We start from the raw sequence: 25,319 nt of genomic DNA on the forward strand, positions 1-25,319 counted from the left end.
CGTGGTTTTCCACATACCGGTCGCAGACTTGATCCAGAACAATAAAATCCCGTTAAAATGGCCGGCAAACTGGGTCAAAATTTCAAAAAAGGCACCTTGGCATGAGCAAATGGGTCAGGCGTAACATCAAATGGCGGGGATGTGGTTTGCTGCTGGTGATAGGGCTGCTGCCAGGGCATTTCTTGATGGCAGCACCAAAAGCCATGGATGAAACCCAGTACGCGCTGGTGGATGTGGGGGTGCTGGCCATTCGCGGGTATCGCGACAGCATCAACCGCTGGCAACCCACCATGCAGTGGCTGGAGCAGCAAATTCCCGGTACCTATTTCCGGTTGCATCCGCTAACGATTGACGAGCTGTCGGCGGCAGTGGCAGCGCAGGATCTGGATTTTGTGATCACCAACCCGGGACAATCGGTATTGCTGGCGCGGCAGTATTCCCTGAGCTGGCTGGCCACGTTAAAAAGCCGGCTCAATCACGGGCAACCCATGCAGGTGGGCTCGGCGCTGGTGGTGCGCCATGATTCTCCCATTAATGGGTTTGCCGATTTACGGGACAAACGGCTGGCGATTGTCTCGCCCCATGCCTTTGGCGGCTATCTCACCCTGGTCTATGCCGCCTGGCAGCAACAGCTGGACTTGCCACAGGAGGTAGCGGCGTTGCTGCCCACCGGTTTTCCGCTGGATAACCTGCTGTATGCCTTGCGAGATGACAAGGCGGATGCCGCAGTGGTGCCGGTGTGCCAGTTGGAGCAGATGGCCGCCGAAGGGCTGATTGACGGGGCGGATTACCGGGTCGTGGAAGACAAAACCCCTGCGGGATTTGGCTGCAAGGTTTCTACCGCGCTGTATCCCAACTGGTCACTGGCCAAAACCAGCCGCGCCGGGCAACTGCTGGCCAAACAGTTGACACTGGCATTACTGGCATTGCCGGAGCAAAGTGAGGCGGCCAAAGCGGCCGATTCCCTCGGTTGGACCACGGCAGTGAGCCAGCTGTCCATCGATAAACTGTATCGGGATCTGGACATGCACCCACTGCAAGCGCCCTGGTGGCAGCGGGCCATGGTTTGGTTAAAGGAACACCGCCAATGGGGTTGGAGCATCCTGTTGCTGCTCATCAGCCTTAACGCCTATCATTTCTGGCTGGAATACCGCTTTAACCGCCGTGGGCATCAGTTGGCCAAGGTGCAGCAAAAACTCAGCGAAAACCTGGTGTTGCTGGAGCATGCCCAGCGCGTGGCGGTGGCAGGTGAATTGGGGGCCAGCCTGGCCCATGAACTGAACCAGCCGCTGGCGGCCATCGGCAATTATTGCCATGGTGCCACGGTGCGATTGCAGCAGGGACAACTGGAAAAACTGCCCCAGGCGTTACAGCAAATAGATGCGGAAGTGGCGCGGGCACGGGCCATAATCCAGCGGCTGCGGGGGTTGCTGAAAAAGCAGCCAGCCGCCAAGCAACAACAGTTGCTGCGGCCGCTGTTGCTGGACACGGTGGCGTTATTGCAGTTTGAACTGGATAAACAGCATATTGCCCTGAATTGGCAAATTCGCGGTGCCGAGCGCCCTCAGTGGCTGGAGCCGGTGGCCATGCAGCAACTGTTGGTGAACCTGTTGAAAAATGCCATCGAAGCGCTGGCGGAAACGGAAAATCCGGATAAAACCATCGACATACTGCTGTATTATGGCGCCACAACGGTGCAACTGCAGGTGCGCGACAATGGCCCCGGCCTGAGCCGTGAGGCCCATGAACTGATGCCAGCGTTTGCCAGCACCAAAACCCAGGGGCTGGGGTTGGGATTGGTTATCTGCCGTGAAATTGCAGAAAGCCACGGCGGCAGATTGCAACTTCGCAACCATGAAGAGGGCGGCTGCTGTGTACTGGTAACCCTTTCGTTAAAGGAATTGACAGATGACTGATACCACACAATTTGTCTATCTGGTGGATGATGATGCCTCGGTGCTGCGCTCACTGAGCTTCATGTTGGAAAGCTATGATTTTCAAGTTAAAGAGTTTTCCAGTGCGGAAGCCTTCATGGCGGCGGATGTCTGGCAGCAGCCTGGATGCGTGATTCTGGACATGCGCATGCCCGGGCTCAGTGGCCAGCAGCTGCATCAGGCGCTCAAACGGCAACACAGTCCGCTGGCTGTCATCTTTCTTACCGGGCATGGCGATGTGCCGTTGGCGGTGGATGCCCTGAAACAGGGCGCGGTGGATTTTTTCCAGAAACCTGCTGACGGCGCCCAGCTGGCCGCTGCGGTGGCTAAAGCCCTGCAACGCTCACAGCATAACGCCCTGAGACAACAGCAGTTGCAAACTTACAGGCAGCTCACCCTGCGGGAGCGGGAAATTCTGGCATTAATCGCCAAAGGTTATAAAAACCAACAAATTGCAGAAGAGTTATGCATTGCCGTGCGTACCGTGGAAACCCACCGAGCCAACTTGATGCGGCGCATGCAGGCCGAGTCGCTGGCCGAACTGATGCTGACCTTTGCGGCCATTAGCGACACCCTGTCTCAGGCCGAAGGCTGATTATCCAAAAACAGGGGCTCCCGCTTGGGCTGGGGCAGCTTTACCGCTACCAACGGAATATGCAGTTGCTCGGCAATCAGCTGCTTTAAGGCGGCTTCATCCGGCTTGCCATCGTGACTCAGATGGTCAGCCAGATGCTGATACCACAACTTGGCCACCTGTAACTGTTGGGGGGAATAGGGCACCTGTACTGCCTCCGCTTTCCAGTAGATGCCGTCAAATCGCTGGCCGTCATCTCCCATGGCATCGCTGTAATAAGTCACGTCAGCCAATTGGTAGCCCTTGCCGGCCAGAAAACGGTTAGGCTCCAGCAGCACATGCACCACCATGGCATTACGATTGATGGCCATGGTGCGCGCCACCTTGATGGCCGTACCCAGATACTGTTCATAACGGTTGGCGTAGCTGGACGTTATCACCACCTTCAGTTGTTCCCGGCCGCTGTCAGTTACAAGGCGGGAGCTTAACACCTCATAGGACATGGCCCGCCGTGCCAGCGCGGCAACCGCAACGGGCCAACTGCGGTTGATTGCCGTGGCTGCCGGGCGCTGTTCTACCGACGGGGCCGGCTGCGGCGTGCTGGTTTTAGGCGGCGCAGGACGAAAGTTGTCTTTGCTGGGCGAGGATGTGAAATACAGCACCAACACCACTGCCAAGGTGATGAGCATGATAATGCCAACCTGTATTGCCCGTTTATCCTGCATGGCGCATCCTTTGTGATGGGGCGGCGTTTGTTCACCTGCCGCCTTGTGGCTGTTGCTGTTCAGTGTAACCCGTTTGTTGTGCGTTGTATGGCTTATTACTGTAAAACCCTATGTAAAACATAATGCTTTATCTTGGCCACACGGTTTTGTACTGTGCGGTGGGGTGGGGCAGCACGCGAACTTGGGCACATTGAATCAAGGTAAACGGTCACCCAATATATTGTGAATGCGATTATGCGGATGGATAAAAACAGGGGTAAGACAGTGCTTGATAAATAAACAACCCAATCTGAAAGTGATGATTTTTGGGTTGCAGCGATTGTTTAAAAAAACGTCACACATTATTCATCCTGCATTAAGCAATAATTAAAAAGCATCTTTTATGGGCAAGTAGTGGCAGATGATCACCTGTGCTATTTTTTGGCGGATTATTTGGGGTGGCGGTCTTTTGCAATCAATTGTCATGAAGGATTGGGGTGATAGGAAATTGCCGCGACAATGCTGTCAAGACAGTAACAAGTTATCGGGGCATTGGTCATGACAACATGCCCTGTCACATGGCGTTCTGGTATTGGGCATGAAGGGATTGGACATACACCGGTAATGTCGTGTGGGTGTTTGTATGCTGAAAACCACACGAAAATTAAAGGCCATCAGTGGTAAATATATTATAAATTGTTAATTAATATCATATTTTTTGCCCTAAACTTGGCCATGTTATTGGATTTGCAGCCCTTTGCATCTTCCCTTCCCAAAGGGCAGGGGGAAAGTTCAGCAAATATCTTGGTATGTACATAAAGTTTATTGTTCACTTTTTTAATGAGGCGTTGTTTTTTTAATTTCCCCAGCATTAAATCCAATTTAATTACACTGATATGTAAAATGTTAGCGATTTCTTCTCTGGTGAGTCTTATATTAATGCTTAGCCATTCATCGCTAAAGTCACACTTTAATGCAGCTAACATATCGAATAAAAATTTTATTAATTTATCTTCTGGGGAAGATGTAAGTAAAAAAATGGCAAGTGCAGTCTGTCTTTCTGTAAAATAATTTGAATCAAACATAAACCTTGTAAAAAGATCAATATTGTTATGAATTAATTCTTTGATTAAGTTTTTATTGATAAGTATGACTTCACTGTCTCTGGCGACTTTAATTGCTTTGCAGCAAGTACAATTGTTATCCAGTAACAGATGATAATCCGTTAATCGATTTGGAATGACAATATTGACAAATTTGGGACGGGTATAGTCATTGGTACGTTTTACATAAAATAACAAGCCATCATTTAAGTATATGAAATTATTAAGTAATATCTGCTTTGAAATTGAATCTCCCTTTTTTAGGTTTTTGCATTCTCCATGTAGGCGCAGAAACTCCACGATTTCCTGATGGACTTCTTCTGGGAAAAATATCGAGGATTTGCTTTTCATTTCAGGGCTTAATGAGATTGCTGAGATCATCGGTTACACCTTCTTTTTTTATTTAAGGTAATTTCCCTTTTTTGACTTTGTTTAATATTACAAATTTGCATGATTTTAAACAAATGCCTGCATCGGCATAATTTTAAAATTAGACGCATATCACATATAAAAATGTAATGGGAATTCAGTCACGAATTAAGTTTCGATGTCATCTTATTATGTCATATGCCATTTATTATATTTCGATTGATGATGCATACGTCTGGTTTTATTAAGTTGGTCACATAATTATTGATGGTTTTACATATTGGTATGAAGGTTTTTGTTGCCTGCCTTTGTTTTAATAATCATCGATGTGGACTTGATCATTTTTATATTATTTCCAGCTGCAATGCATGAAATGATTGAGTTTTATCAGGGTGAAAAGTAATCAGCTGTTTTGACAAGGTTTTTGCTTGTTGCCATTGATGTTGCCGTTTCAATAATAGCAGCTAAAGACGATTTCTTGTTGCTCCGTTTTACCGGAAAAAATGAGAAACAGAGGTATTTACCATGCGATGTATCTTACAACTTGTCGTAATCGGTATCGGGTTGGGTATTTTGCCAATTCTGCATGCCACGCCGTGGGATAAGCTCGATAGCGAGTCGCTAGAGGCAACTCTGGCCCAAAAATTTGAGGAGGGACAATACTCGGCTAAAGGTGCTGATTCTTGCCTGATGTGTCACCGCCAGAATGCCAAGGTCATGGCTATTTTTGATGGGGTTCACGGACAGGCCACCACCGCCCGTTCGCCCATGGCGGGGTTGCAGTGCGAAGCTTGCCATGGCCCACAAGGGAAGCACAACAAGGGAGGCAAGGAGCCGATGATAGGTTTTGGTCGCCAAAGTAAACTGCCGGCGGCTGCGCAAAACAGCGTTTGCCAAGGATGCCACAAGGATGCGCAGCAGATGAACTGGCACAACAGTGTGCATAACCTTGAAGAAGTGGCTTGTGTCGATTGTCACCAAATCCATACCGCTAACGATCCCATGCTGAATAAGCTGACGGTTAACGATGCCTGCAGCAGTTGTCACCGCCGGGAAAAAGCGGACATGAACAAGCGTTCATCACACCCTCTCAAGTGGCAACAGATGACCTGTATTGACTGCCATGCCCCTCATGGTTCCCCAAATGAAGCAACGCTGAAAGAGGCGTCAGTCAATGACACTTGTTATGGCTGCCATGCAGAGAAACGCGGGCCTTTTTTATGGGAGCACGCGCCAGTGACAGAAAGCTGCATCACTTGCCACAACCCTCACGGAAGCATGAACGAGGATTTGTTGCAACTGCGCGCACCGCAACTGTGCCAGCAGTGCCATGCCAATGATGGTCATGCCAGCCGGGTGGTGGCCGAAGGGGGCGTGGATGCGTTTGGTGGCGCCGAGAGTTGCTTGAATTGCCACAGCCAAATCCATGGTTCCAATCATCCATCAGGCAGCTTGCTGCAACGCTAATGGAGATCACGATGATGTCATTCAAGATGAATTTAATCACTCTGGCACTGTTGACGGTCTCGGGCGCCGCGGTGTCGGCAGATTTTTCGGTGGGGAAGGCCAATACTTCGTCCGTCAATCTGCAGCAATATCAATGCAATCGCTGTTTGGGCAATGCCAAGGGGTACCAGGGGCAGGTCAGTGTGGCGGCGGGCTATCAGGATGCCAGTGATATCCATGCAGCCAACAGTTTCGGGCAGGCAGGCAATGGTGCCATCGGTATGATTGATGCGCAGCTGCAATACCGGGATGCCGGTTATCGGGGATATTTGCAAGCACATCAACTCGGCACGGATAACGCTTTTTTGCGGGTGGCTGCCAAGGAAAGTGGTTTGTACCAGTTGGCGCTGGAGTATCAAAACGCTACCCGCTACCGGGCTGGCGATGTGGCAAGCGCACTTTGGCATAACCAAGGCACACTTATGCCCGCTACAAGTGTGAACCGTTTTGATTTGTCCCAGGAGCGGGAAAAGCTGGCATTGAGCATGGATTTTACCCGTTATGATTACCGGGCCTTTGCCCGCTATACCCAAGAGGACAAAACCGGTCACCGGGCGGGTAGCATTGTGACCCCAAGTCCGATAAATATCGGCTTGCCTGTGGATGCAACCACCCAGTATTGGAATGCCGGGGTGGATGTGAATGGCCGCCGCTGGAACAGCACTTTGCAGTATGTTGGCAGCCGTTATGACAACCACATTCAGCATCTTAGCTTGCCCTATCTGGAAAACGTGTATGCCGCCGCGCCGGATAATCAGGCACATCAGTTGTCATGGTCTGGCCTGTATCGACTGGATAACACCATCCTTAATGGCAGTGTCATGGCGGGGCGGATGATCCAGGATGATGCGCTCATCCAGATGACCGGTAACCCGTTGCAAAACTGGGATGGTCAGGTTGATACCCTGGATGGCCGTTTGGCAATGAATACCATGCTGACCCCCCGATTGCGGCTGAGAGCTCGCTGGGAGTACAGCGACCGAGACAACAAAAGCTCGGTGGCGGAATTTGCCCAGTATAACTTCAATAGCCTGACGGGTGCCTTTCGGCAAAATGTGCCACGGGATTATCGGCGCAACCGTTACAACATTGATGCCCGTTACCGCATTGCCAGTGGTTACCGCCTGCTGGCCGGTTACCAACGCAATGCCGTTCAACGCAGTTTCAGTGACCGGGAAGACACCCACGACGACAATCTGTGGTTGGCATTAAATGCACGGATTTTCGATACATTGTCGTTCCGTATCAAGGCCGAACATGCCAACCGTGGAGGCTCCAGGTACGAAGCCAATGCCCTGACTTCATCACAACAAAACGCGTTATTGCGCAAATATTACCTTGCTGACCGGACCCGCAATGGCGTGGCGCTGAGCATCATGCACACACCGTTCAATTGGCTCAGCGTTGATGTAAATACCCGTTATGCCAATGATGAATACAGTAAGACGCAAATCGGCTTAACCGACGTCAAGGATTATGGCTATGACCTGAACGTGGGGTTGCAACTTACGGATCGTGTCCATGCTTACGGTTTTGCCGGGCAACAATGGATCATGTCAAATCAGGCCGGCAGCCAGGCAGTTGCATCAGCGGATTGGTTTGCGGACACGGAAGACAGATTCATCAACCTTGGAAGCGGCTTGAGCTATGGCGGATTGCTGCAAAACAAACTGACGCTGGGGCTGGATTACCTGTTCAGCAACGCCAGTAGCGATACCTACCTCAGTGGCATCAGCTCCGCTTCCTATGGCGATTATTACAGCTATAACCACAGTGCCAGCCTGTATGGGGACTATGCCCTGAACGCGCAGATGTCATTAAAACTGAGCTATCGCTATGAGCGTTATTACGACACGGATGACGCCATAACCGATGTTGGCCGTATCCCTGGCGTCGTGAGCTTGGGGGACATCAACCATAACTATAACGCACACCAAGTGATGTTGTCGTTTAGCTACCAATTGCGCTAGACGCAATCAGTAAACTACGAGGATAGAGGTATGGAACGTAGAAACTTTCTAAAAATGAGTGCAGCCATCGGCGCCGCGGCAACAGTCAGTGGATGTAACAACAGTGCCAAGGAAATCGATGTGATCCCCCCGGTTACCCCGGATACCAGCGGCGAAACCATTAACTGGTCTGCTTGCCTGGTGAACTGTGGCTCCAATTGCCCCATCAAGGTATTCAGTAAGGATGGGGTGATTACCCGGATTGAAACCGATCATGAAACCACTGATGAATATGGGGTGAATCATCAGGCCAGAGCCTGCCCTAGAGGTCGCGCTTTGCGTCAGCGTACTTATGCCACCGACCGGCTTCGTGCCCCCATGAAACGGGTAGGCAAGCGGGGGGAAGCCAAGTTTGTCCCCATCAGTTGGGAACAGGCTTATAGCGAAATTGCCGCCAAACTGCAGGAAGTTAAACAAAGTTATGGCCCGGAAGCCATTTACATGCACTACGGCACTGGCGCGTATTATGGCTTTGCCTCCAATAAAGCCACCTGGGGACGCTTGCTTAATCTGAACGGCGGCTTTTTGAATCACCACTGGGATTACTCTTGGGCTGGTGTCTATGCCGCTTGCATGGCTACTTACGGTAACCAGTGGGACAGCATCGGCGGCAGTTCTTTGAGTGAAATCGCCAACTCGGATCTGTTTGTGGGATTTGGTTTTAACCCTAATGAAATCCGCATGAGCGGTAGCGGTGAAGGGGTTGATTTTGTCAAGGCGCTGGAGCAGAACACCAAAGGCATCAAGGTGTGGATGGTGGAGCCTCGTTATACCGACTCCATGCGTGGTAATGAGGATGAATGGCTTGCCATTCGCCCCGGTACCGATGCCGCATTAATAGAAGCCGTCATTTACCAGATGATTAGCAGTGGTTGGGTGGATCAACATGCCAAGGCTTTTCTCGACAAATATGTGGTGGGTTACGATCGTCAGTCCCTGGTGAATGCCAAGGCCGCCATTGCGCTGGATGCTGACCCGTTCATTGCCTCCCATGCGCAGTATGTGGACCCGGAACAAAACTATTTTGATTACATTATGGGCGCGGGCGCGTTTGTTGCAGAAGGTGCCAAAACACCTGCATGGGCAGCCGGAGTTTGTGGCGTATCAGAAAGTAAAATCAAACAGTTGGCCAATGCCATTATGGCGGCAGATGCCCCTTATATCTCGGCAGGTGCTGGCATAAGCCGCCATGCCAATGGCGATCAGGCAACCCGCGCCGTATACACCTTGGCAATCATGACCGGAAAAATCGGTCAGTCTGGTGTCAATAGTGGTGCCATGCCCAGCAGTTACAGCTTCAGCGTGGCAGGCATGCCTACGGGCACGAACCCGGTGGATGTGACCATTCCGGTATTTACCTGGTCAGATGCGATTGTGCGTGGCAGTGAATTTACCGGCAGCACTGATGGCGTGCGTTTTACCGCCAGTGGTACCCAGGAGCGGGTGGATAACAATCCGGCCAGACTTAACAGCAATATCAAGGCCATTATCAACTGTTCTGGCAATGCCTTGGTCAACCAGCATTCCGACAGTAACGGCACCGCTGCCATTCTTGAAGATGAAAGCCTGTGCGAACTCATTGTGGTGTGTGATTGCTGGATGACCGCCTCAGCCAGATTTGCCGATTATTTGCTGCCAGACAGCACCTGGCTGGAATCTGTCGACTATGCCAACGACTCCTATGCTTCCGGGCAGATGGCGTATGCCACTTTCATGAGTACGTCCCTCAAGCCTTTGGGTGAGGCGCAGTCCATGTACGATATCTGTACCGGGATTGCCAGAGCCATGGGGAAAGAGGCGGAGTATACCGAAGGTCGCAGCGGTCAGCAGTGGTGTGAATTGCTGTACGAGCAAACCAAGGCGCGCAATCCGGATGTAGATATGCCGGCCACTTATGCCGAAGCCCAGAAAGTCGGGGTGTTTCGCAAATATCTGCCGGCACCCGTGGTGGCGTTTCAGTCATTCATTCAGGATCCGCAGGCCAATCCTCGCCCGACCATTTCCGGCAAGTTTGAAATCTTCTCGGTGTCCTTGGCACGCAAAGCGGCCACGTGGACCCTGCCTGCAGGCGACAAGATTACCCCGTTACCCCAGTACGTAGTGACCTGGGATGGATATCAGGATCAAGCTGCCATTGATGCCGGTTTCCCGTTGCAACTGTGTGGATATCACACCAAAGGGCGCACCCATTCAAGCTATCACAATGTTCCCTGGTTGCGTGAAGCGGTGGAAGATGCGGTGTGGATGAACCCCAAAGATGCGGCAACACGGGATTTGTCCGATGGCGATAGCGTGTATGTCTACAACCAGCGGGGCACCATTGAATTACCCGTGAAATTAACCCCAAGGGTCACGCCTGGCGTCTGCGCCCTGGGACAGGGTGCCTGGTACCAGCCAGACAGCAACGGCAAAGTGGGGCCATCAGGCCACATTGTGGATGTGGGTGGTTGTATCAACACGTTAACCCGCTATCACCCGTCACCCATCACCAAGGGCAATCCACAGCACACCAATCGTGTCCAGGTAGTTAAAGCTTAAGGGGTAACAAAAGATGACACAGGATACTCAATTAGGATTTTATTTTGACAGCAGCAAGTGTACCGGTTGTAAAACGTGCCATGTTGCCTGTAAAGACCGCATGGTGGGATTAACACGCAACAAGGATGATGTTGCCAATAGTGGTGTGGCAGCCTTGCCGGGGATGTTATGGCGCCGGGTGTATGAATATTGCGGCGGAAACTGGACTGAAAATGGCGATGCCAGTTATGAGCAGGATGTGTTTGCCTATTACGCATCCATTGGGTGTAACCACTGCTCGGAACCGGCTTGCGTAAAAGCCTGCCCTACAGGGGCAATGCACAAACGCAGTGAAGACGGCTTGGTGCTGGTGGAGGAATCGCTGTGCATTGGTTGCGAAAGCTGTTCTCGTGCCTGCCCTTATGATGCGCCGCAAATTGATGTGCAGCGCAAAATCATGACCAAGTGCGATGGTTGTCTGGATCGCCTGAAAGACGGTAAAAAACCCATTTGTGTGGAGGGCTGTCCATTACGGGCGCTGGACTTTGACACCATGGATAACCTGCGGGCGAAGTATGGTAATGGCGATGGGCATTTTGCCCCGTTGCCATCCCCTTCAATCACGTCACCCAACCTGATTGTAAAAGCGCCTAAAAAAGCGCAACCCGTTGGTGCCGGCAGCGGCCGGATCCTGAACATCCGCGAAGTGTAAACAGCGAATATGGCGGGCAAGTGAGGGATTGCTGCCCGCCATGGGGTTTTATCTGACAGGTGAACATACGTATGACCCGTGAACAATTGCAAGATCTGCAAGCCATCGGCAATCTATTGCATTCAGTACTGACGTTGTATCCGACAAGCGCATTGCTCCAGTCGTTCAAAACGAACGAACTGACTGCCAATTGGCCGCTGCTGTCTCATTCGGATAATGAAACCATAGGGTTACAGCATTTGGCCACCTATCTTGAACAGTGGCAAGAAGATGAACAGGCACTGGTACAACTCAAACTGGATTACGGCCAGCTTTTCTATGGTCCTGGTACGCCTGTGGCCCCGCCATGGGGTTCGGTTTACCTCAGTCAGGCACAGCTGCTTAACGATGCCAGCACCATGGCGCTGAAGAGCTTTTATACCCGCTATCACCTGCAAGTGGACATGACCAGTAATGAGCCGTTGGATCACATTGGATTGCTGATGGCCGTCCTCGCCTTTTTGCTTGGCAAACTCAGTGATGAACCAACCAATCGCAACCTTAAAAACATCATTTCCATACTGTTGGCAGAACACCTGTTGCCCTGGGCGGACAGATGTCTGGAATTGGCGCAGCAACATGCCCATACAGGGTATTTCAAAGGATTTTCCTTGTTGGGACGGGAGTATCTTTTCTATGTGGCACGCTATTTTGGCGCGTTTCCCAAAAACCTGACGCTTTACCGCTAACAGGAGGGGACATGGCATTTGTGCGCGCCTTAATCCAGCAATGGAACAAAGCCCAACTGGGTCACAGTCTGCATCTCAGTTTGCAAAATTGTGAACAGGTGCGGCTGCTGTTGGGCGGCGCAACCCCTTTAAGTACGGTCACCAACCTGATGGCGGCACTGGTGTATAGTGAAGGGGCTCCAGACTGGCTAACGGCACATAAACAACCGGAAACCCCCTTGGAAAATACCGCCGTACTGCATTGCTTGCTTGTCAGCAGTCGGCTGATTTTTGTAAAGGCCACTCAAGGGGAGGCATTGAGTCAGGCCGAAAGGTTGATGCTTTCCCTGGCTAAAATCTGGGTGCAACAGCACCGGTCAGACATGGGGCAACACGCCGTTGCACAGGTGATAATGCATATCTGTGCCCAGGTGGATGGGTTAATGCTGCAGCAGCGCCAGCAACACAAAAACATGCAGTAAGCTAGCCCCAAAAGCAGCCATGTTCATCGGCATCCACCACGGAGAAAAATCCTTGCAGTGAATTCACCATCAGGTGCGGTGTATAACCGTGCCATTTCAGATCGGCCCGCATCCAGAAAACTTTCCACTGTTTTCGCGTTTTTACATAAGTGGCTTTTGCCACGGGGATTTCCAGTATTTCTGCAGGATCATCCCATCGCGGCCGCACCTCAAACAACTCTATCGATTGCCCGTGGAGGCGAAACCCGATATCCAGCGCCTTGCGAATGTGGGGTGCGGGCCGTTTGCTTTCCACATATTGCATTACCGCCTTTTTGTAACGCGCCTGCTCAATTTCACAAAATGCCATGCATAACCCTCAAAATGTGGTTCTTTTAACTCCGCATTGTAACGTAACGAAAACGCCCGAAATATCTTAATCTTGGATGAAAGCGAAGAAGTGCTTTGATGCGGGGGCTGAATTGCCCTCGACCAAATTTGAAGCAAGTGCTGACGGTAGGTATAATCCCGCCTCCCCGAGCTCGCACCGCCTTGCTTGTGTTTGTGAATTGCTGCACGCGCGCGCTTTGGGGGGACAAAACACGCGTTACACTTAAGACCCACCGTGCTTGGCTATCATGAATTTTGTAGCTAAGATTATGAAAATTACTGAGATTTTAGCCATGCACCCAGCTTCCCGCTTCTCCGTTGCCCCCATGCTCGATTGGACTGACAGGCATTACCGTTATTTTGCACGGTTGCTGTCTTCCCGGGCTTTGCTTTATACGGAAATGGTCACCACCGGTGCCATCTTATTTGGGAAGGGGGATTATCTGGGCTATCACGCGGCGGAGCATCCGCTGGTGCTACAGCTTGGCGGCAGCGATCCGGAGGCATTGGCGCAATGTGCCAAGTTGGCTGAAGCGCGGGGTTATGATGAGATAAACCTCAATGTGGGATGTCCGTCAGACCGGGTGCAAAATGGCCGTTTCGGGGCGTGTCTGATGGCAGAGCCTGCGCTGGTGGCAAACTGCGTGGATGCCATGAGGCAGCAGGTGAGCATTCCGGTCACGGTAAAAACCCGTATCGGCATTGATGAGCAGGACTCCTACGGTTTTTTGTGTGATTTTATCGGGCAGGTGAGTGACGCCGGCTGTAGTGATTTTACCATTCATGCCCGCAAGGCCTGGTTGCAAGGGCTTAGCCCCAAAGAGAACCGCGAGATCCCGCCGCTGGATTATCCGCGGGTTTACCAGCTGAAGCAGGATTTCCCCGCGCTTAACATCAGCCTTAATGGCGGCATCAAAACCTTTGCGCAGATTGAGCAGCACTTGCAACATGTGGATGGGGTGATGGTGGGGCGCGAGGCCTATCAGAATCCTTACCTTTTGGCGGAAGTGGACAACCGTGTATTTGGCATGAACCAACCGCTGATGAGCCGGGATGAGGTAGTGGATGCCATGGTGCCGTATGTGGAGCAGCATCTGCAATCTGGTGGCCGGCTCAATCACATTACCCGCCATTTGACCGGTTTGTACCAAGGGGTGGCCGGTGGCCGCAGTTGGCGACGGTATCTTAGTGAAAATGCCCATAAGCCGGATGCGGGCATTGAGGTGCTGCTGGCCGCCAGAGACAGCATTTATCAACGCTGAATTTGATAATTGGCGAAAATTGCTACAGAACTGGCGATTTTCGCCACTCCCTTCACCATCTTTCCTGTCCCACACTTTTTTTCTGCAGTAGTTTTTTATTTAGTCATTCTTAATCAATTGGTTATTGCTTTTTATTCAAGTTGGCACACTGCTTGAATTACCTTGTGGGAACGCTGAACAATTCAGCTTAACCGGAAAAGGATGACAACCATGAAAAGCGTAACTTCTTTCTTAGCGGCAACCGTGATGTTGGCAGGCTCTGTGGTAAGCGGTAATGCCATGGCGGATGACACTTTGCCTAACCGCAGCGCGGTGCTCCATGCCGTGAGCTCCACCATTACCATTCAAGCCCAGGAACTGTTGTTAAAGGCCCAGGCTGACATTATGGCCTCCCTGCAACAGGAACTTGGCAACACGATTGCGGCAATCACAGAGGATGCGTCTCTCGGGCAAGAATCCCTTAGCCCAGCTGCAGCCACAGAGCTGGCTGCCGTCACCATTTCCCGTGAACAATAAGGGTCAAAAGCCATTAAGGAGGTGTGAATGAAGTGGGAATCAGGTGAATATCGCGCCCGGCATACAGATAAGCCCCATAAGTTATTAAGTGGTTTGTGTGCGCAGTTGGCCGGTGATTTTGGCTGGTCTGTTTTCTGGTTACGGGTAGTGTGGGTTGTCGGCACATTACTGGTACCGGTATGGGGCATTTTACTCTATGTGGTTGGGGGATTGCTGCTCCCCAAGGTTGGGAGATAAGTGATGATGAAATACCGGCGTTACCGGCGGCGACCACAGCTGTTGGTATGGACTTTTGTGGGATTGCTAATCCTGATGGCGATGACGTTTGGTGACAGTGGTGCCTCGGTGTTGTTCAATCCCGCCGCTTTCTTGTGGCTTGACGATGGCTTATGGCAGGTGTTGTTGGCAGGTTTCACCCTGATGTTATTGGCGGTGTGGATGATGGTGGCCTTTAGCGTGATGGCCTTGGTGGTCGTGCTGTGTGGCGGAGCGGCCATGGCAATGCTGTTGTCTGGCTTTTCTTTGCTGTGGCCGTTGCTGTTGCTCATGTTGGCCGCTTGGGGCATTGGTAAAACCCTGCAAGCGGATAACCAGCGCTGAGTTGGTCGTTTTTACCGAGAATGACCACCTCTGCGCTGGTTCGCAACACGGCTTAACGTTGCAGGAATTTTAGGAACATCTCTTTGGCCTTGGGGCTTTGCAGCTGTTTGGCAAAACAGTCCAGCTCCCGTTGCATCTGCTGCTGCAAATCGGCTTTCCCCATACGCATCAGCGCTTTGGTTTGCTGCACTGCCTGTGGGGGCTTGGCGGCAATAATGCTGGCCTGCTGCAGGGCAAAATCGGTCAGTTCAGGGCCGGGCAGCACCTGATTGACCAGACCGTACTCACACGCTTGCCTGGCATCAAAACTGTTGCCAAGCAGGAGTAATTCCGCGGCTTTCTGATAACCGGTCAACCGGGGCAACAGCATGGTGGCACCGGCTTCGGGTATCAACGACAAGTCCACAAATGGCATTTTGAAACGGGCGCTGTCATCGGCATACACCAAATCGCAATGCAGCAGCAGCGTGGTGCCAATGCCCACGGCGCTGCCACTGACCGCAGCCAGTAAGGGTTTTTTCAGTTCGGTGAGGCAATATAAAAAGCGCACCGCAGGGTGCTCTGGCCCCAAATCGGGATGTTGCAGAAACTCTGCCACATCATTGCCGGAGGTAAAACAATCCTGGTTACCACACAACAGGAAAGCGCCGATGCCGTTGTCGCTGTCCCCCTGGATCAGGTATTCTGTGAGCTGCTGGTACATATTAAGGTCGATGGCGTTGCGTTTTTCCGGGCGGTTAAAGGTGAGTACCCGTACTCCTTGCGTATCGAGAACCTGAATTGTGGTCATAATATCTGCCCTGATAGTGATGTGGTTTGATAAGCAGTGTAAGGTAATGCGTGCAGGATTCAAACAGTTGTTTGAGTTGTGGGCGCAATTGTCTGATTGGCGCTGCGTGCCAGTAAATGCTGGATCCCGCAATACCCGCATATTAACGAAAGGAGAAGCACAGGATGCAAGCAAAGTGGAAATATGGCGTTATCGCTGCCGGAGTAGTAGCGGTGCTGTTATATGTGGTGAGCGTATGGTGGAGTGTGGAGCCTGATGTGCTCGAACCCCAGGTGTTAAACGATCATAACAGCCAGCCCATTGTGGGTTATGCCACAACAACGGCACTTATCGGCACCATAGACACCCTGTTGGACAAACCCGGCGGCTGGCTGTCAAACGACATCATGCCGCCATCGGTGATGATGGATAACATGCCGGCATTTGAATTTGGCGCTCTGGAGCAGGTGCGGGATCTGGCATTGGTGATGCGTAAAGAGTTTAGCCGCTCCCAGTCCCAGTCTTCGGCAGATAAAGATTTGCTGGAAGCCCATTCCAAACTGAATATCGATCATACCAGCTGGCTGGTGCCCAGCGCTGAAAGCGAATACCGGGATGCGATAAAACTGCTGAAACTCTACCGGGCCCGCATGGCCGATCCGCAAAATAACGATGCCCAGTTTTTTGCCCGGGCCGACAACCTCAACGAATGGCTTAAAGAGGTGCAAAAGCGTTTGGGCAATTTGTCCCAGCAATTGTCTGCCAGCGTGGGGCAAGATCGCCTGAATACCGACTTGGCTGGCGACAGCGCTGCCCGCCAGTCCACGCCATCCCAAGCCAGTATGCAGGTCAAAACCGGCTGGTGGAAAATTGATGACGTCTTTTTCGAGGCTCGCGGTTCAACCTGGGCATTGCTGAATTTCATGAAAGCGGTGGAAGTCGATTTTGCCGACGTACTGAAAAAGAAAAATGCCGAGGTCAGCCTGCGGCAGATTATTCGTGAACTGGAATCTACCCAGCAAACCGTTTGGAGTCCGATTATTCTTAATGGCTCCGGGTTTGGCTTTGTGGCTAACCACTCGTTAGTGATGGCCAATTACGTATCCCGCGCCAATGCCGCGGTGATTGATTTAACCAACTTACTTTCACAGGGCTAAGTGATGAAAAAAACATTGATGGCAGTAGCTGTGGCGGCCTCCATGGTAACCGTATCGGCACAGGCAGCTACCGTGCTGGGCTTCAAGGTGGGCGGCGAATACTGGAATGCTGATGCCAGTGGCACCTTTGCCACTAACGGCCAGCCCCAGCAGCAGTTTGATTACGACTCATCTTCCCGCTACAGCTTTTGGGTGGCACTTGAGCATCCGCTGCCCTTGGTGCCCAATCTGAAAATTCGTGAAAATCACCTGGAGGAAGATGCGGCACTGACTAATGGCAACCTGGTGTTTGCCGGCGTGAATTACAGCGGTGATGTGTCAGCTAACATGGATTTGGGCAATACGGATTTTATCGGCTATTACGAGCTGCTCGATAACGATATCCTGTCGCTGGATGTAGGGGCCGGTTATAAACGCTTTTCCGGTAATTTCCGCGTTTACCAGGGCAGCAAATCGGCTACCCAGGAGCTGAGCAAAGGGGTGTTTACCGGTTACGCCAACGCTGAAGTCGGGCTGCCGGGCACCGGGCTGTTTGCCTATGCCGATGTGCTGACGGGCATCAACGAGTCCGGCATTTATGATTACCAAGCCGGGCTTGGCTGGCAGTTTGACGGCATAGCGCTGGATACCCGGGTGTATGCGGGTTATCGCGCCTTTAACTTTGATGTGGACAAGTTTGACGGCATTACCGCCGACATGAAGTTTGACGGTTTCCTTGCCGGGGTGGAAGTGGTGTTTTAAGCCCTGGTATCACGTTGTTGGATAACCATAAAAAAACCGCCAATTGGCGGTTTTTTTATGGGGCGTAGGGCTTATTGGTGAGACTGGGCATCAGCGGTAAGACCGTTGTTGATGCTGATGATGTCATCTTCACTCAGTGTTCCGGCGGCTTGCTTGAGCGCCATGACGGAATTGATATAACTGTAGCGGGCATTGGCCAGTTGGCGTTTGGCATTGTACAGGGTACGGGTGCTGTTCAGTACATCCACAATGGTACGGGTGCCCACTTCAAAACCTGCCTGTGTGGCTTTCAGCGCGCTTTCAGAGGAGATCACCGATTGCTCGTAAGCCTTGATGGAGCTGATGGCGGCGGCTACGTCATTAAAGTCGCTACGCACGCTCTTGATCACCTGGCGGTGGGTTTGTTCCAGTGCCTGACTGGCTTCCACATACGCGTACTGAGCCTGCTTCACCTGGGAACTGACCCTAAATCCTTCAAACAACGGGATGTTCAGTTTCAGGCCCACACTGCTTTGATCGTAATCCGGGCTGCTGGTGCCATTGGTGTTCTGATCCAGCCCTTTGTTGTAACCCGCATTCAGGCTCAGGGATGGCAGATGTCCGGACTGGCGCAGCGAAATGGTTTCCTGGGCGATATCCTTGGCAATGCGGTTTGTCAGCAACATCAGCGAGCTGTCTTCTGCGATTTTTTGCCATGCTTCGGTTTTGGCGGGCATGGGAACGGATGCAGAAAAGCGGTTGGTGTCCAGTACTTTCAGATCGGCATGATCCAAACCGGTGATTTCCCGCAACGCTTCATAGCTGTTGGTCAGGCTGTTTTGTGCCTGAATGACCGAAGCGGTGGCCAAATCATATTGCGCCTGAGCTTCATGCACATCGGTAATGGCGGTAAGCCCCACGGCAAAGCGCTGTTTGGTTTGCTCCAACTGGCGCTCAATGGCCCGTTGCTCGGCAATCTGATAAGCATAGGTATCGTTTGCCAGCAAGACGTTGAAATAGGCATTGGTCACCCGCACAATCAGGCTTTGCAGCGAGGTGGCATACATGGCGTCGGCTTTGGAGGCGGCTTTCTCGGCCAGATTGAGCCCCACCCACGCGGAGTGATCGTAAATGATCTGGCTCAGCGCTAGTGAGCCGGTAATGCCACTGGTGTCATTTCCCGGGTCCATCCAGGCCTTGTCATAACCCACGGCGGCACTGATGCTGGGCAGCAATGGAGCGCGGTTTTCTTCAATGGCCTCGTAAAACTGATCGCGCTGTGCTTTGGCCTGCAACACCACAGGATCATTGGTGAGTGCCTGCTGGTAAATCTGAAGTAAATCGTCGGCGTGCGCTGAATGTGCTGAAGCAGCAAGCGTTAACACCGCGCATAGCGTGCGGATTTTAAATTTCATTAGCTGTCCTTATAGACAAACACCCTGTACAGGTGGTTTAACTTCGTTAGACTGTTAATGCCTTGAAAAGGCGGTTTGCGCTTCCCGACGCGTCCCGATACAGCAAAACTTTTAAGCAAAATACTAAAAACCATCTGATCTTCAGTCAACTCCGAAGTGTAACAGATTTTATTAATAAATGATGTTGCTGAATTTGAGGGCGCAGGCAAAGGCCGTTACGGCAGTAAATGGAGTCACAATGAACACTGGGAAATTTGGTAAGGCCGATATTGAGATTTTAGGTAAAAGAACACTTTATTCCGGTTTCTTTTCTATGGAAGAATACCGCTTCCGTCATCGGCTGTTTGCCGGCGGTTGGAGCGGCGAGGTGCGCCGTGAGGTATTTGAGCGCGGCCAGGCAGTGGTGGTGTTGCCTTATGATCCGTTAACCGATGAGGTGGTGCTGATTGAGCAATTGCGGTTGCCTGCGGCCATGAGCAGCGATTCGCCCTGGTTGCTGGAGCTGGTGGCGGGCATGATTGAAGATGGGGAAGCGCCGGAGCAGGTTGCCCTGCGGGAGCTGGAGGAAGAGAGTGGCCTGAGCGCCCGTTCATTGCATCCCATCAGCAGTTATTTATCCAGTCCCGGCGGTTGCACGGAACGGTTTTACCTTTACTGGGCGGCGGTGGATGCCAGTTCAGCCCAAGGGCTTCACGGACTGGCGGAAGAACATGAAGACATTCGGGTCGTGGTCTTGCCCCGGCAGCAGGCTTACGAAATGACCACCGATGGCCGTATTGATAATGCTTCAACGGTGATTGGCCTGCAGTGGTTGCAGCTCAATTATCAACAACTGCATGAGGGGGCCGCGGCCAGTACTGGTGACTGATGGATACCATGCAAAAAACAAACGAGAAATACCAACCGGATGTCAGCCGTTTTCTGGCACTTTGCGGCCGCAACTATGCCCATATCAATCGCTGGTTGCCTGATGCGTGCCATCAGGGCGACAAATGGCAGGTAACGGGCAGTTTTGGTTGCCTGCAGCTGCAATTACTGGAAAATACCCCCTATACCCAGGTGGTGTGCATTTCCAGACCGACGGATAAAGCGGCATTGGTACCCGTTCCCAGAGTGACGGTGAGAGTTTATCATGATGCTAAATTAGCAGAAGTGTTAAGCAGTCAACAGATTTCCCGGCTGCAGCCAGTGTACGATTATCCAAACTTGTATATGCATCATCGGAATGAAAAATATCAGGTTAATGCCTTTTTGGAGGAGTTGTTGAAAATCGACTGCCGTGCACGCCTTGTCTGTCAGCTTTAATATTGGGTACTTAACGTGCTGAAAGAGGCTATCACTTACCGTATTCCCAAGGATCAGAGCGTACGTATAGTGCAGATCACCGATCCTCACCTGTTTGCCGATCCGGAAGGACAGCTGTTGGGCGTGAATACCGCCAGCAGTTTTCGGGCGGTGATCAACACGGTACAGGCATTGAGCTATCCGGCAGATTTTTTGCTGGCAACTGGCGATCTCAGCCAGGATTTTTCCGGTGATTCCTACCATAACTTTGTCAGCGCCATTGAGCCGTTGAATCTTCCTTGCCATTACCTGCCGGGCAATCATGACGATCCCCGGATCATGAACCTGCACATGCAGGGCTCTTTGGTGTTCGGTCAGCGGCGGGTACTGGCGGGCAACTGGCAGATCATCTTGCTTGATTCCACCGTCAGGGGAAAACCCGGCGGTCATCTTGGCGATGATGAACTGGCCATTATCCACGATGCCATTGCCGCCGAACCCTCGCGCCACGTATTGCTGGTGATGCACCATAACCCGGTGAAGGTGGACTGCGCCTGGCTTGATCAGCACTGGATGGATAACGGCGAGCAGTTTTTGCAGCAAATGGCCAAACTGCCCCAGGTCAAAGGGATGCTTTGGGGCCATGTACACCAGCAGCTGGATAGCCAATATCCCGGTGAGCAGCATCCGATTGCCTTAATGGCAACACCATCCACCTGCATTCAGTTTAAACCGCTGTCTCCCTATTTTGCCCTGGATGTACTGCAGCCGGGCTACCGATTGCTGGAGTTGCGGCCGGATGGTAGCATGCTGACCAATGTTTACCGGATCCCCGGCAATCGTTTCGCTCCCGATATTCTGGCGAGCGGCTACTAAGGTTCATTTTCTCCCAGCTTGGCTACCGGCGCGAGGCACTATGCTGCTTTATATCCATGGCTTTAACAGTTCTCCCCAGTCCGACAAGGCGTTGGCAACCTTGCATTACATGCAGCGCCACCATCCGGACTTGCCGCTGTTTTTCCCCCAGTTGCCATCGGCGCCGCAACCGGCCATGGCGCTGTTGCAAACCATTGTGGCGCAGGCCATTGAGGCCGGCGAACCCCTGCGTTACATCGGCTCTTCGCTGGGGGGCTATTTTGCCAGTTACCTGGCGCAGCGTTACGGCGGCAAGGCCGTGTTGGTCAATCCTGCCGTTCAGCCTTATGCGTTATTTGAAGATTATCTGGGGGCGCAGCATAACCCCTATACCGGCGAGCATTACCAATTATTGCCGCAACACCAGCAACAGCTGCAACAATATGATACGCCGGTCATTCTCAATCCGGAGCGTTTTTTGGTACTGTTGCAAAGCGCTGATGAAGTGCTCGATTACCGCCAGGCATTGGCGAAATACCACTGTTGTGAGATGCTGCTGGAGGCCGGTGGCAATCACGGCTTTGTGGGCTACGACAAGCAACTGGACACCGTAAGCCGATTTTTGTGCTTGCCTTGACAATCAGAAGGGTGCGGCCCACGATGACCGCAAAAATAAAAAAGTACGCGCTATGACAAATCAATACACCTCCGATGCCATTGAAGTCCTGAACGGGCTGGATCCGGTTAAACGCCGCCCGGGCATGTATACCGATACCACCCGGCCCAACCATTTGGGGCAGGAAGTCATCGACAACAGTGTCGATGAAGCATTGGCGGGATTTGCCAGTAAAATCGACGTGATTTTGCATCCTGACAACTCACTGGAAGTGATAGACGACGGCCGGGGCATGCCGGTGGACATTCACCCGGAAGAGGGCATTCCCGGGGTAGAGCTCATCCTGACCAAATTGCATGCCGGCGGCAAGTTTTCCAACAAGAATTACCAGTTTTCCGGCGGGTTGCACGGGGTGGGGATCTCCGTGGTCAATGCCTTGTCCAACCGGGTTGAAGTGACCGTAAGGCGCGATGCCCAAGTGTATGATATTGCCTTTGAACACGGCGAGCGGGTAGAGGCGCTGCGGGTTACCGGCAGCTGCGGCCGGCGTAACACCGGCACCCGGGTGCAATTTTGGCCCGAAGCCCATTATTTTGATTCCGTCAATTTTTCCATCAGCAAGCTCACCCATCTGCTGCGGGCCAAAGCGGTCTTGTGTCCGGGGCTGCGCATCCGTTTCATCAACAAGCAAAGCGGCGAAGAGCTGGAATGGTTTTATGAAGCGGGGTTGACCGACTACATCAAGGATTCCATCAAGGATGCGCTAACGGTGCCGGACGAACCCTTTGTGGGGAACATCAGCACCAAGATTGAGGCTGCCTCCTGGGCCATCACCTGGCTGCCGGAAGGCGGGGAATGCCTGAATGAAAGCTATGTGAACCTGATCCCCACCCCGCTTGGGGGCACCCATGTGAACGGGTTCCGTCACGGCTTGCTGGAGTCCATGCGTGAATTTTGCGAGTTTCACAACCTGCTTCCCCGTGGAGTGAAACTGAGCCCGGAAGATATCTGGGATAAAGCCTCTTTTGTGCTGTCCGTCAAAATGCAGGACCCGCAGTTTTCCGGGCAGACCAAAGAAAAACTCTCCAGTCGTCAATGTGCGGCGTTTGTCTCGGGGATTGTGCGGGACGCCTTCAGCTTGTGGCTTAACAGCCATACGGATCAGGCGCAATTGCTGGCGGAAATGTGCATCAACAATGCCCAGAAACGCCTTAAATCCGCCAAAAAGATTGCCCGCAAGAAAGTGACCGCAGGCCCCGCGTTGCCGGGCAAACTTACCGACTGCACCAGCCAGGACAACAGCCGTACCGAACTGTTTCTGGTGGAAGGGGATTCCGCTGGCGGCAGTGCCAAGCAGGCGCGGGACAAAGAGTTTCAGGCCATCATGCCGCTGCGGGGCAAGATTTTGAACACCTGGGAAGTGGATGGTTCCCAGGTACTGGGCTCACAGGAAGTGCACGACATTTCCGTGGCCATTGGTTGTGATCCCGACAGCAATGACATTTCTGAACTGCGTTACGGCAAAATCTGCGTACTGGCTGATGCGGACTCCGATGGCCTGCATATCGCCACCCTGTTATGCGCCCTGTTTCTCAAGCATTTCAACATACTGGTGGAAGAGGGGCACATTTACATTGCCATGCCACCGCTTTTCCGTATCGACATAGGAAAAGAGGTGCATTACGCACTGGATGAAGAAGAAAAACAAAGTATTCTCAGCCGTATCGCGGCCGATAACAAAAAGGGTAAGGTGCAGGTAACCCGCTTTAAAGGGCTGGGGGAGATGAATCCGCTCCAGCTGCGGGAAACCACCATGGATCCCAATACCCGTCGATTGGTGCAACTTACCATTGATGATGCGGAACAAACCGTGGCACTGATGGATATGCTGTTATCGAAAAAACGTTCGGGGGATCGTAAATCCTGGCTGGAAACAAAAGGAGATCTGGCCGATTTTTGATTGCACGAATGCCCAAAACCAAGATTAAGGCAAGGTTATGATGAGTATCCGTAACAGAATCGGCAGGAGCGCCGGTGCAGGTTTGTTACTGTTGGGCGCTGCGCTGGAATGCGGGATTGCCAATGCATCACCGTCGATAATGATCACCGTAACCAAAGGGTTTGGTGTGTCGCTCTACGCCACGGAGCTGGGGGATGCCAAACAGATTGCCGTGGGTGATGAAGGCACCTTGTTTGTGGGCTCCCGCAAAAGCGGCATCATCACCGCGCTGGTGGACAGTAATCATGATGGCCGGGTGGACCGGCGCTACATGGTGGCCAAAGATCTGGATTATCCGGAGGCGCTGGCATTCCATGACGGCAACCTGTATGCGGCACTGGAAGACAGAATCGTGGTGTTTAACGACATCGAGCAGCGCCTCAAACGTCCCAGCCGTCCACGGGAAATTTACGACCGGCTTCCCGGAAAAAGCAGTAAAAGCCCCCGGGGCATGAAGTTTGGCCCCGATGGCAGATTGTACATCTCCATTAGCGCGCCTTGTAATGTGTGCGAACCCGTTGCCCCCTTTGGCAGCATCATTGCCATTGACGTGGCAACGGGAGAATCCCAGCAGATAGCCACCGGCATTCGCCAGGTGGTGGGCTTTGACTGGAACCCGGACGACAACAAACTGTGGTTTGCCGACAGCAGCCGGGACTGGATGGGCGATAACCTGCCACCGGATGAAATCAACCGTCTGGGATATTTTGGCGAGCATTTCGGTTTTCCTTACCGCCATGGCAAAGCGGTGAACGAACCCGCCTATGCCAAACCCAAAAATTTGAACATGGCGCCGCCGGTGTTTGAACTGCCGGCCCATGTGGCTCCTCGGGGATTGCTGTTTTACAACGGCAAGCAGTTTCCGGCGGAGTACCATCACCAGCTGCTGGTGGCAGAAAACGGCTCGTGGAACCGCTCCAGCAAGATAGGCTATCAGATTGTCATGCTGAAAATGAACGGCAATCAAGTGCAGAGCCGCACCACCTTGGTGAGCTTTCTTGATGGCGAGTTTCCGGTGGCCCGCCCCTACGCATTGGCCATGGCACCGGATGGCTCGGTGTATATCTCGGACGATTTGAAAGGCAATGTTTATCGCCTGTTTTACAAAGGTAACGAGGACGATGAACAAGATGAATGATA

Annotated in this window: 25 protein-coding genes; 20 read left to right on the plus strand and 5 right to left on the minus strand. The window is 52.2% G+C overall.

Features of this window, described 5'->3' with window-relative positions; translation table 11 throughout:
* Nucleotides 1-101: 101 nt before the first annotated feature.
* Complete coding sequence (locus ACIDEJ_RS07980) at nucleotides 102-1,916, plus strand: sensor histidine kinase (protein WP_411987556.1); 1,815 nt, start codon at nucleotides 102-104, stop codon at nucleotides 1,914-1,916.
* On the plus strand, nucleotides 1,909-2,529 hold the full coding sequence (locus ACIDEJ_RS07985) for a response regulator transcription factor (protein WP_411987557.1): 621 nt from the start codon (nucleotides 1,909-1,911) through the stop codon (nucleotides 2,527-2,529). The genes ACIDEJ_RS07980 and ACIDEJ_RS07985 overlap by 8 nt, the downstream gene beginning before the upstream one ends.
* Here the strand turns inward: ACIDEJ_RS07985 and ACIDEJ_RS07990 are convergent.
* Nucleotides 2,514-3,233, minus strand: coding sequence for a DUF4875 domain-containing protein (locus ACIDEJ_RS07990; protein ID WP_411987558.1), 720 nt, complete (start codon nucleotides 3,231-3,233; stop codon nucleotides 2,514-2,516). The two genes, ACIDEJ_RS07985 and ACIDEJ_RS07990, sit on opposite strands and share 16 nt — an antisense overlap.
* 668 nt (nucleotides 3,234-3,901) lie before the next feature.
* Nucleotides 3,902-4,696: a Crp/Fnr family transcriptional regulator gene (locus ACIDEJ_RS07995; protein WP_411987559.1), complete on the minus strand. Its 795-nt coding sequence runs from the start codon at nucleotides 4,694-4,696 to the stop codon at nucleotides 3,902-3,904.
* Between the two features lie 513 nt (nucleotides 4,697-5,209).
* Between ACIDEJ_RS07995 and ACIDEJ_RS08000 the strand changes: the two genes are divergently transcribed.
* From ACIDEJ_RS08000 to ACIDEJ_RS08025, 6 genes are all read left to right on the plus strand, one after another.
* Entirely contained in the window at nucleotides 5,210-6,151 is a 942-nt protein-coding gene (locus tag ACIDEJ_RS08000) for a DmsE family decaheme c-type cytochrome (protein WP_411987560.1), read from the plus strand.
* Between the two features lie 11 nt (nucleotides 6,152-6,162).
* On the plus strand, nucleotides 6,163-8,160 hold the full coding sequence (locus ACIDEJ_RS08005; RefSeq protein WP_411987561.1) for an MtrB/PioB family decaheme-associated outer membrane protein: 1,998 nt from the start codon (nucleotides 6,163-6,165) through the stop codon (nucleotides 8,158-8,160).
* A gap of 30 nt (nucleotides 8,161-8,190) precedes the next feature.
* Nucleotides 8,191-10,737 (plus strand): DMSO/selenate family reductase complex A subunit, encoded by a 2,547-nt coding sequence (locus ACIDEJ_RS08010; RefSeq protein ID WP_411987562.1) that lies wholly within the window; start codon nucleotides 8,191-8,193, stop codon nucleotides 10,735-10,737.
* 13 nt (nucleotides 10,738-10,750) lie between these two features.
* Complete coding sequence (locus ACIDEJ_RS08015) at nucleotides 10,751-11,428, plus strand: DMSO/selenate family reductase complex B subunit (protein ID WP_411987563.1); 678 nt, start codon at nucleotides 10,751-10,753, stop codon at nucleotides 11,426-11,428.
* 71 nt (nucleotides 11,429-11,499) lie between these two features.
* Nucleotides 11,500-12,156 carry a TorD/DmsD family molecular chaperone gene (locus tag ACIDEJ_RS08020; RefSeq protein WP_411987564.1) on the plus strand — a complete coding sequence of 219 codons (657 nt, stop codon included), beginning with the start codon at nucleotides 11,500-11,502 and terminating at the stop codon, nucleotides 12,154-12,156.
* 11 nt (nucleotides 12,157-12,167) lie between these two features.
* On the plus strand, nucleotides 12,168-12,617 hold the full coding sequence (locus ACIDEJ_RS08025; RefSeq protein ID WP_411987565.1) for a hypothetical protein: 450 nt from the start codon (nucleotides 12,168-12,170) through the stop codon (nucleotides 12,615-12,617).
* Nucleotide 12,618: 1 nt separating this feature from the next.
* Here ACIDEJ_RS08025 and ACIDEJ_RS08030 read toward each other — a convergent pair whose 3' ends face one another.
* Nucleotides 12,619-12,966 carry a DUF3024 domain-containing protein gene (locus tag ACIDEJ_RS08030; RefSeq protein WP_411987566.1) on the minus strand — a complete coding sequence of 116 codons (348 nt, stop codon included), beginning with the start codon at nucleotides 12,964-12,966 and terminating at the stop codon, nucleotides 12,619-12,621.
* Nucleotides 12,967-13,255: 289 nt separating this feature from the next.
* Here ACIDEJ_RS08030 and dusA point away from each other — a divergent pair, with 289 nt between their 5' ends.
* The 4 genes from dusA (at nucleotide 13,256) to ACIDEJ_RS08050 (ending at nucleotide 15,364) form a co-directional block, all read left to right on the plus strand.
* The gene (gene dusA, locus ACIDEJ_RS08035) at nucleotides 13,256-14,248 is read left to right on the plus strand and encodes a tRNA dihydrouridine(20/20a) synthase DusA (protein WP_411987567.1); all 993 of its coding nucleotides are present in this window, start codon (nucleotides 13,256-13,258) and stop codon (nucleotides 14,246-14,248) included.
* A gap of 210 nt (nucleotides 14,249-14,458) precedes the next feature.
* Entirely contained in the window at nucleotides 14,459-14,764 is a 306-nt protein-coding gene (locus ACIDEJ_RS08040) for a hypothetical protein (RefSeq protein WP_411987568.1), read from the plus strand.
* Between the two features lie 27 nt (nucleotides 14,765-14,791).
* Nucleotides 14,792-15,001 (plus strand): PspC domain-containing protein, encoded by a 210-nt coding sequence (locus tag ACIDEJ_RS08045; protein WP_411987569.1) that lies wholly within the window; start codon nucleotides 14,792-14,794, stop codon nucleotides 14,999-15,001.
* Between the two features lie 3 nt (nucleotides 15,002-15,004).
* Nucleotides 15,005-15,364 carry a hypothetical protein gene (locus ACIDEJ_RS08050; RefSeq protein ID WP_411987570.1) on the plus strand — a complete coding sequence of 120 codons (360 nt, stop codon included), beginning with the start codon at nucleotides 15,005-15,007 and terminating at the stop codon, nucleotides 15,362-15,364.
* A 52-nt stretch (nucleotides 15,365-15,416) separates the two neighbouring features.
* On the opposite strand, the gene ACIDEJ_RS08055 is transcribed toward ACIDEJ_RS08050, so the two are convergent.
* Nucleotides 15,417-16,154 carry an enoyl-CoA hydratase gene (locus tag ACIDEJ_RS08055; RefSeq protein WP_411987571.1) on the minus strand — a complete coding sequence of 246 codons (738 nt, stop codon included), beginning with the start codon at nucleotides 16,152-16,154 and terminating at the stop codon, nucleotides 15,417-15,419.
* Nucleotides 16,155-16,318: 164 nt separating this feature from the next.
* Here ACIDEJ_RS08055 and ACIDEJ_RS08060 point away from each other — a divergent pair, with 164 nt between their 5' ends.
* Nucleotides 16,319-17,290 (plus strand): DUF2333 family protein, encoded by a 972-nt coding sequence (locus ACIDEJ_RS08060; protein ID WP_411987572.1) that lies wholly within the window; start codon nucleotides 16,319-16,321, stop codon nucleotides 17,288-17,290.
* A gap of 3 nt (nucleotides 17,291-17,293) precedes the next feature.
* Nucleotides 17,294-18,031, plus strand: coding sequence for a TIGR04219 family outer membrane beta-barrel protein (locus tag ACIDEJ_RS08065; RefSeq protein WP_411987573.1), 738 nt, complete (start codon nucleotides 17,294-17,296; stop codon nucleotides 18,029-18,031).
* A gap of 71 nt (nucleotides 18,032-18,102) precedes the next feature.
* Here the strand turns inward: ACIDEJ_RS08065 and tolC are convergent, their stop codons facing one another.
* Entirely contained in the window at nucleotides 18,103-19,425 is a 1,323-nt protein-coding gene (tolC, locus tag ACIDEJ_RS08070) for an outer membrane channel protein TolC (RefSeq protein WP_411987574.1), read from the minus strand.
* A 238-nt stretch (nucleotides 19,426-19,663) separates the two neighbouring features.
* Between tolC and nudF the strand changes: the two genes are divergently transcribed.
* The 6 genes from nudF to ACIDEJ_RS08100 are packed head-to-tail and all read left to right on the plus strand — an operon-like array spanning nucleotide 19,664 to nucleotide 25,317.
* Entirely contained in the window at nucleotides 19,664-20,293 is a 630-nt protein-coding gene (nudF, locus tag ACIDEJ_RS08075) for an ADP-ribose diphosphatase (RefSeq protein ID WP_411987575.1), read from the plus strand.
* 8 nt (nucleotides 20,294-20,301) lie between these two features.
* Nucleotides 20,302-20,730 (plus strand): DUF1249 domain-containing protein, encoded by a 429-nt coding sequence (locus tag ACIDEJ_RS08080; protein WP_411987576.1) that lies wholly within the window; start codon nucleotides 20,302-20,304, stop codon nucleotides 20,728-20,730.
* A 15-nt stretch (nucleotides 20,731-20,745) separates the two neighbouring features.
* Nucleotides 20,746-21,585 (plus strand): 3',5'-cyclic-AMP phosphodiesterase, encoded by an 840-nt coding sequence (gene cpdA, locus ACIDEJ_RS08085; RefSeq protein ID WP_411987577.1) that lies wholly within the window; start codon nucleotides 20,746-20,748, stop codon nucleotides 21,583-21,585.
* Nucleotides 21,586-21,625: 40 nt separating this feature from the next.
* Complete coding sequence (locus ACIDEJ_RS08090) at nucleotides 21,626-22,201, plus strand: YqiA/YcfP family alpha/beta fold hydrolase (protein WP_411987578.1); 576 nt, start codon at nucleotides 21,626-21,628, stop codon at nucleotides 22,199-22,201.
* Between the two features lie 52 nt (nucleotides 22,202-22,253).
* Complete coding sequence (gene parE, locus ACIDEJ_RS08095) at nucleotides 22,254-24,140, plus strand: DNA topoisomerase IV subunit B (RefSeq protein WP_411987579.1); 1,887 nt, start codon at nucleotides 22,254-22,256, stop codon at nucleotides 24,138-24,140.
* Nucleotides 24,141-24,177: 37 nt separating this feature from the next.
* Entirely contained in the window at nucleotides 24,178-25,317 is a 1,140-nt protein-coding gene (locus ACIDEJ_RS08100) for a PQQ-dependent sugar dehydrogenase (protein ID WP_411987580.1), read from the plus strand.
* The last annotated feature ends 2 nt before the right edge of the window (nucleotides 25,318-25,319 follow it).

The organism is Shewanella mytili (genome assembly GCF_046765975.1).
GTDB classification, from domain to species: Bacteria; Pseudomonadota; Gammaproteobacteria; order Enterobacterales; family Shewanellaceae; genus Shewanella; species Shewanella mytili.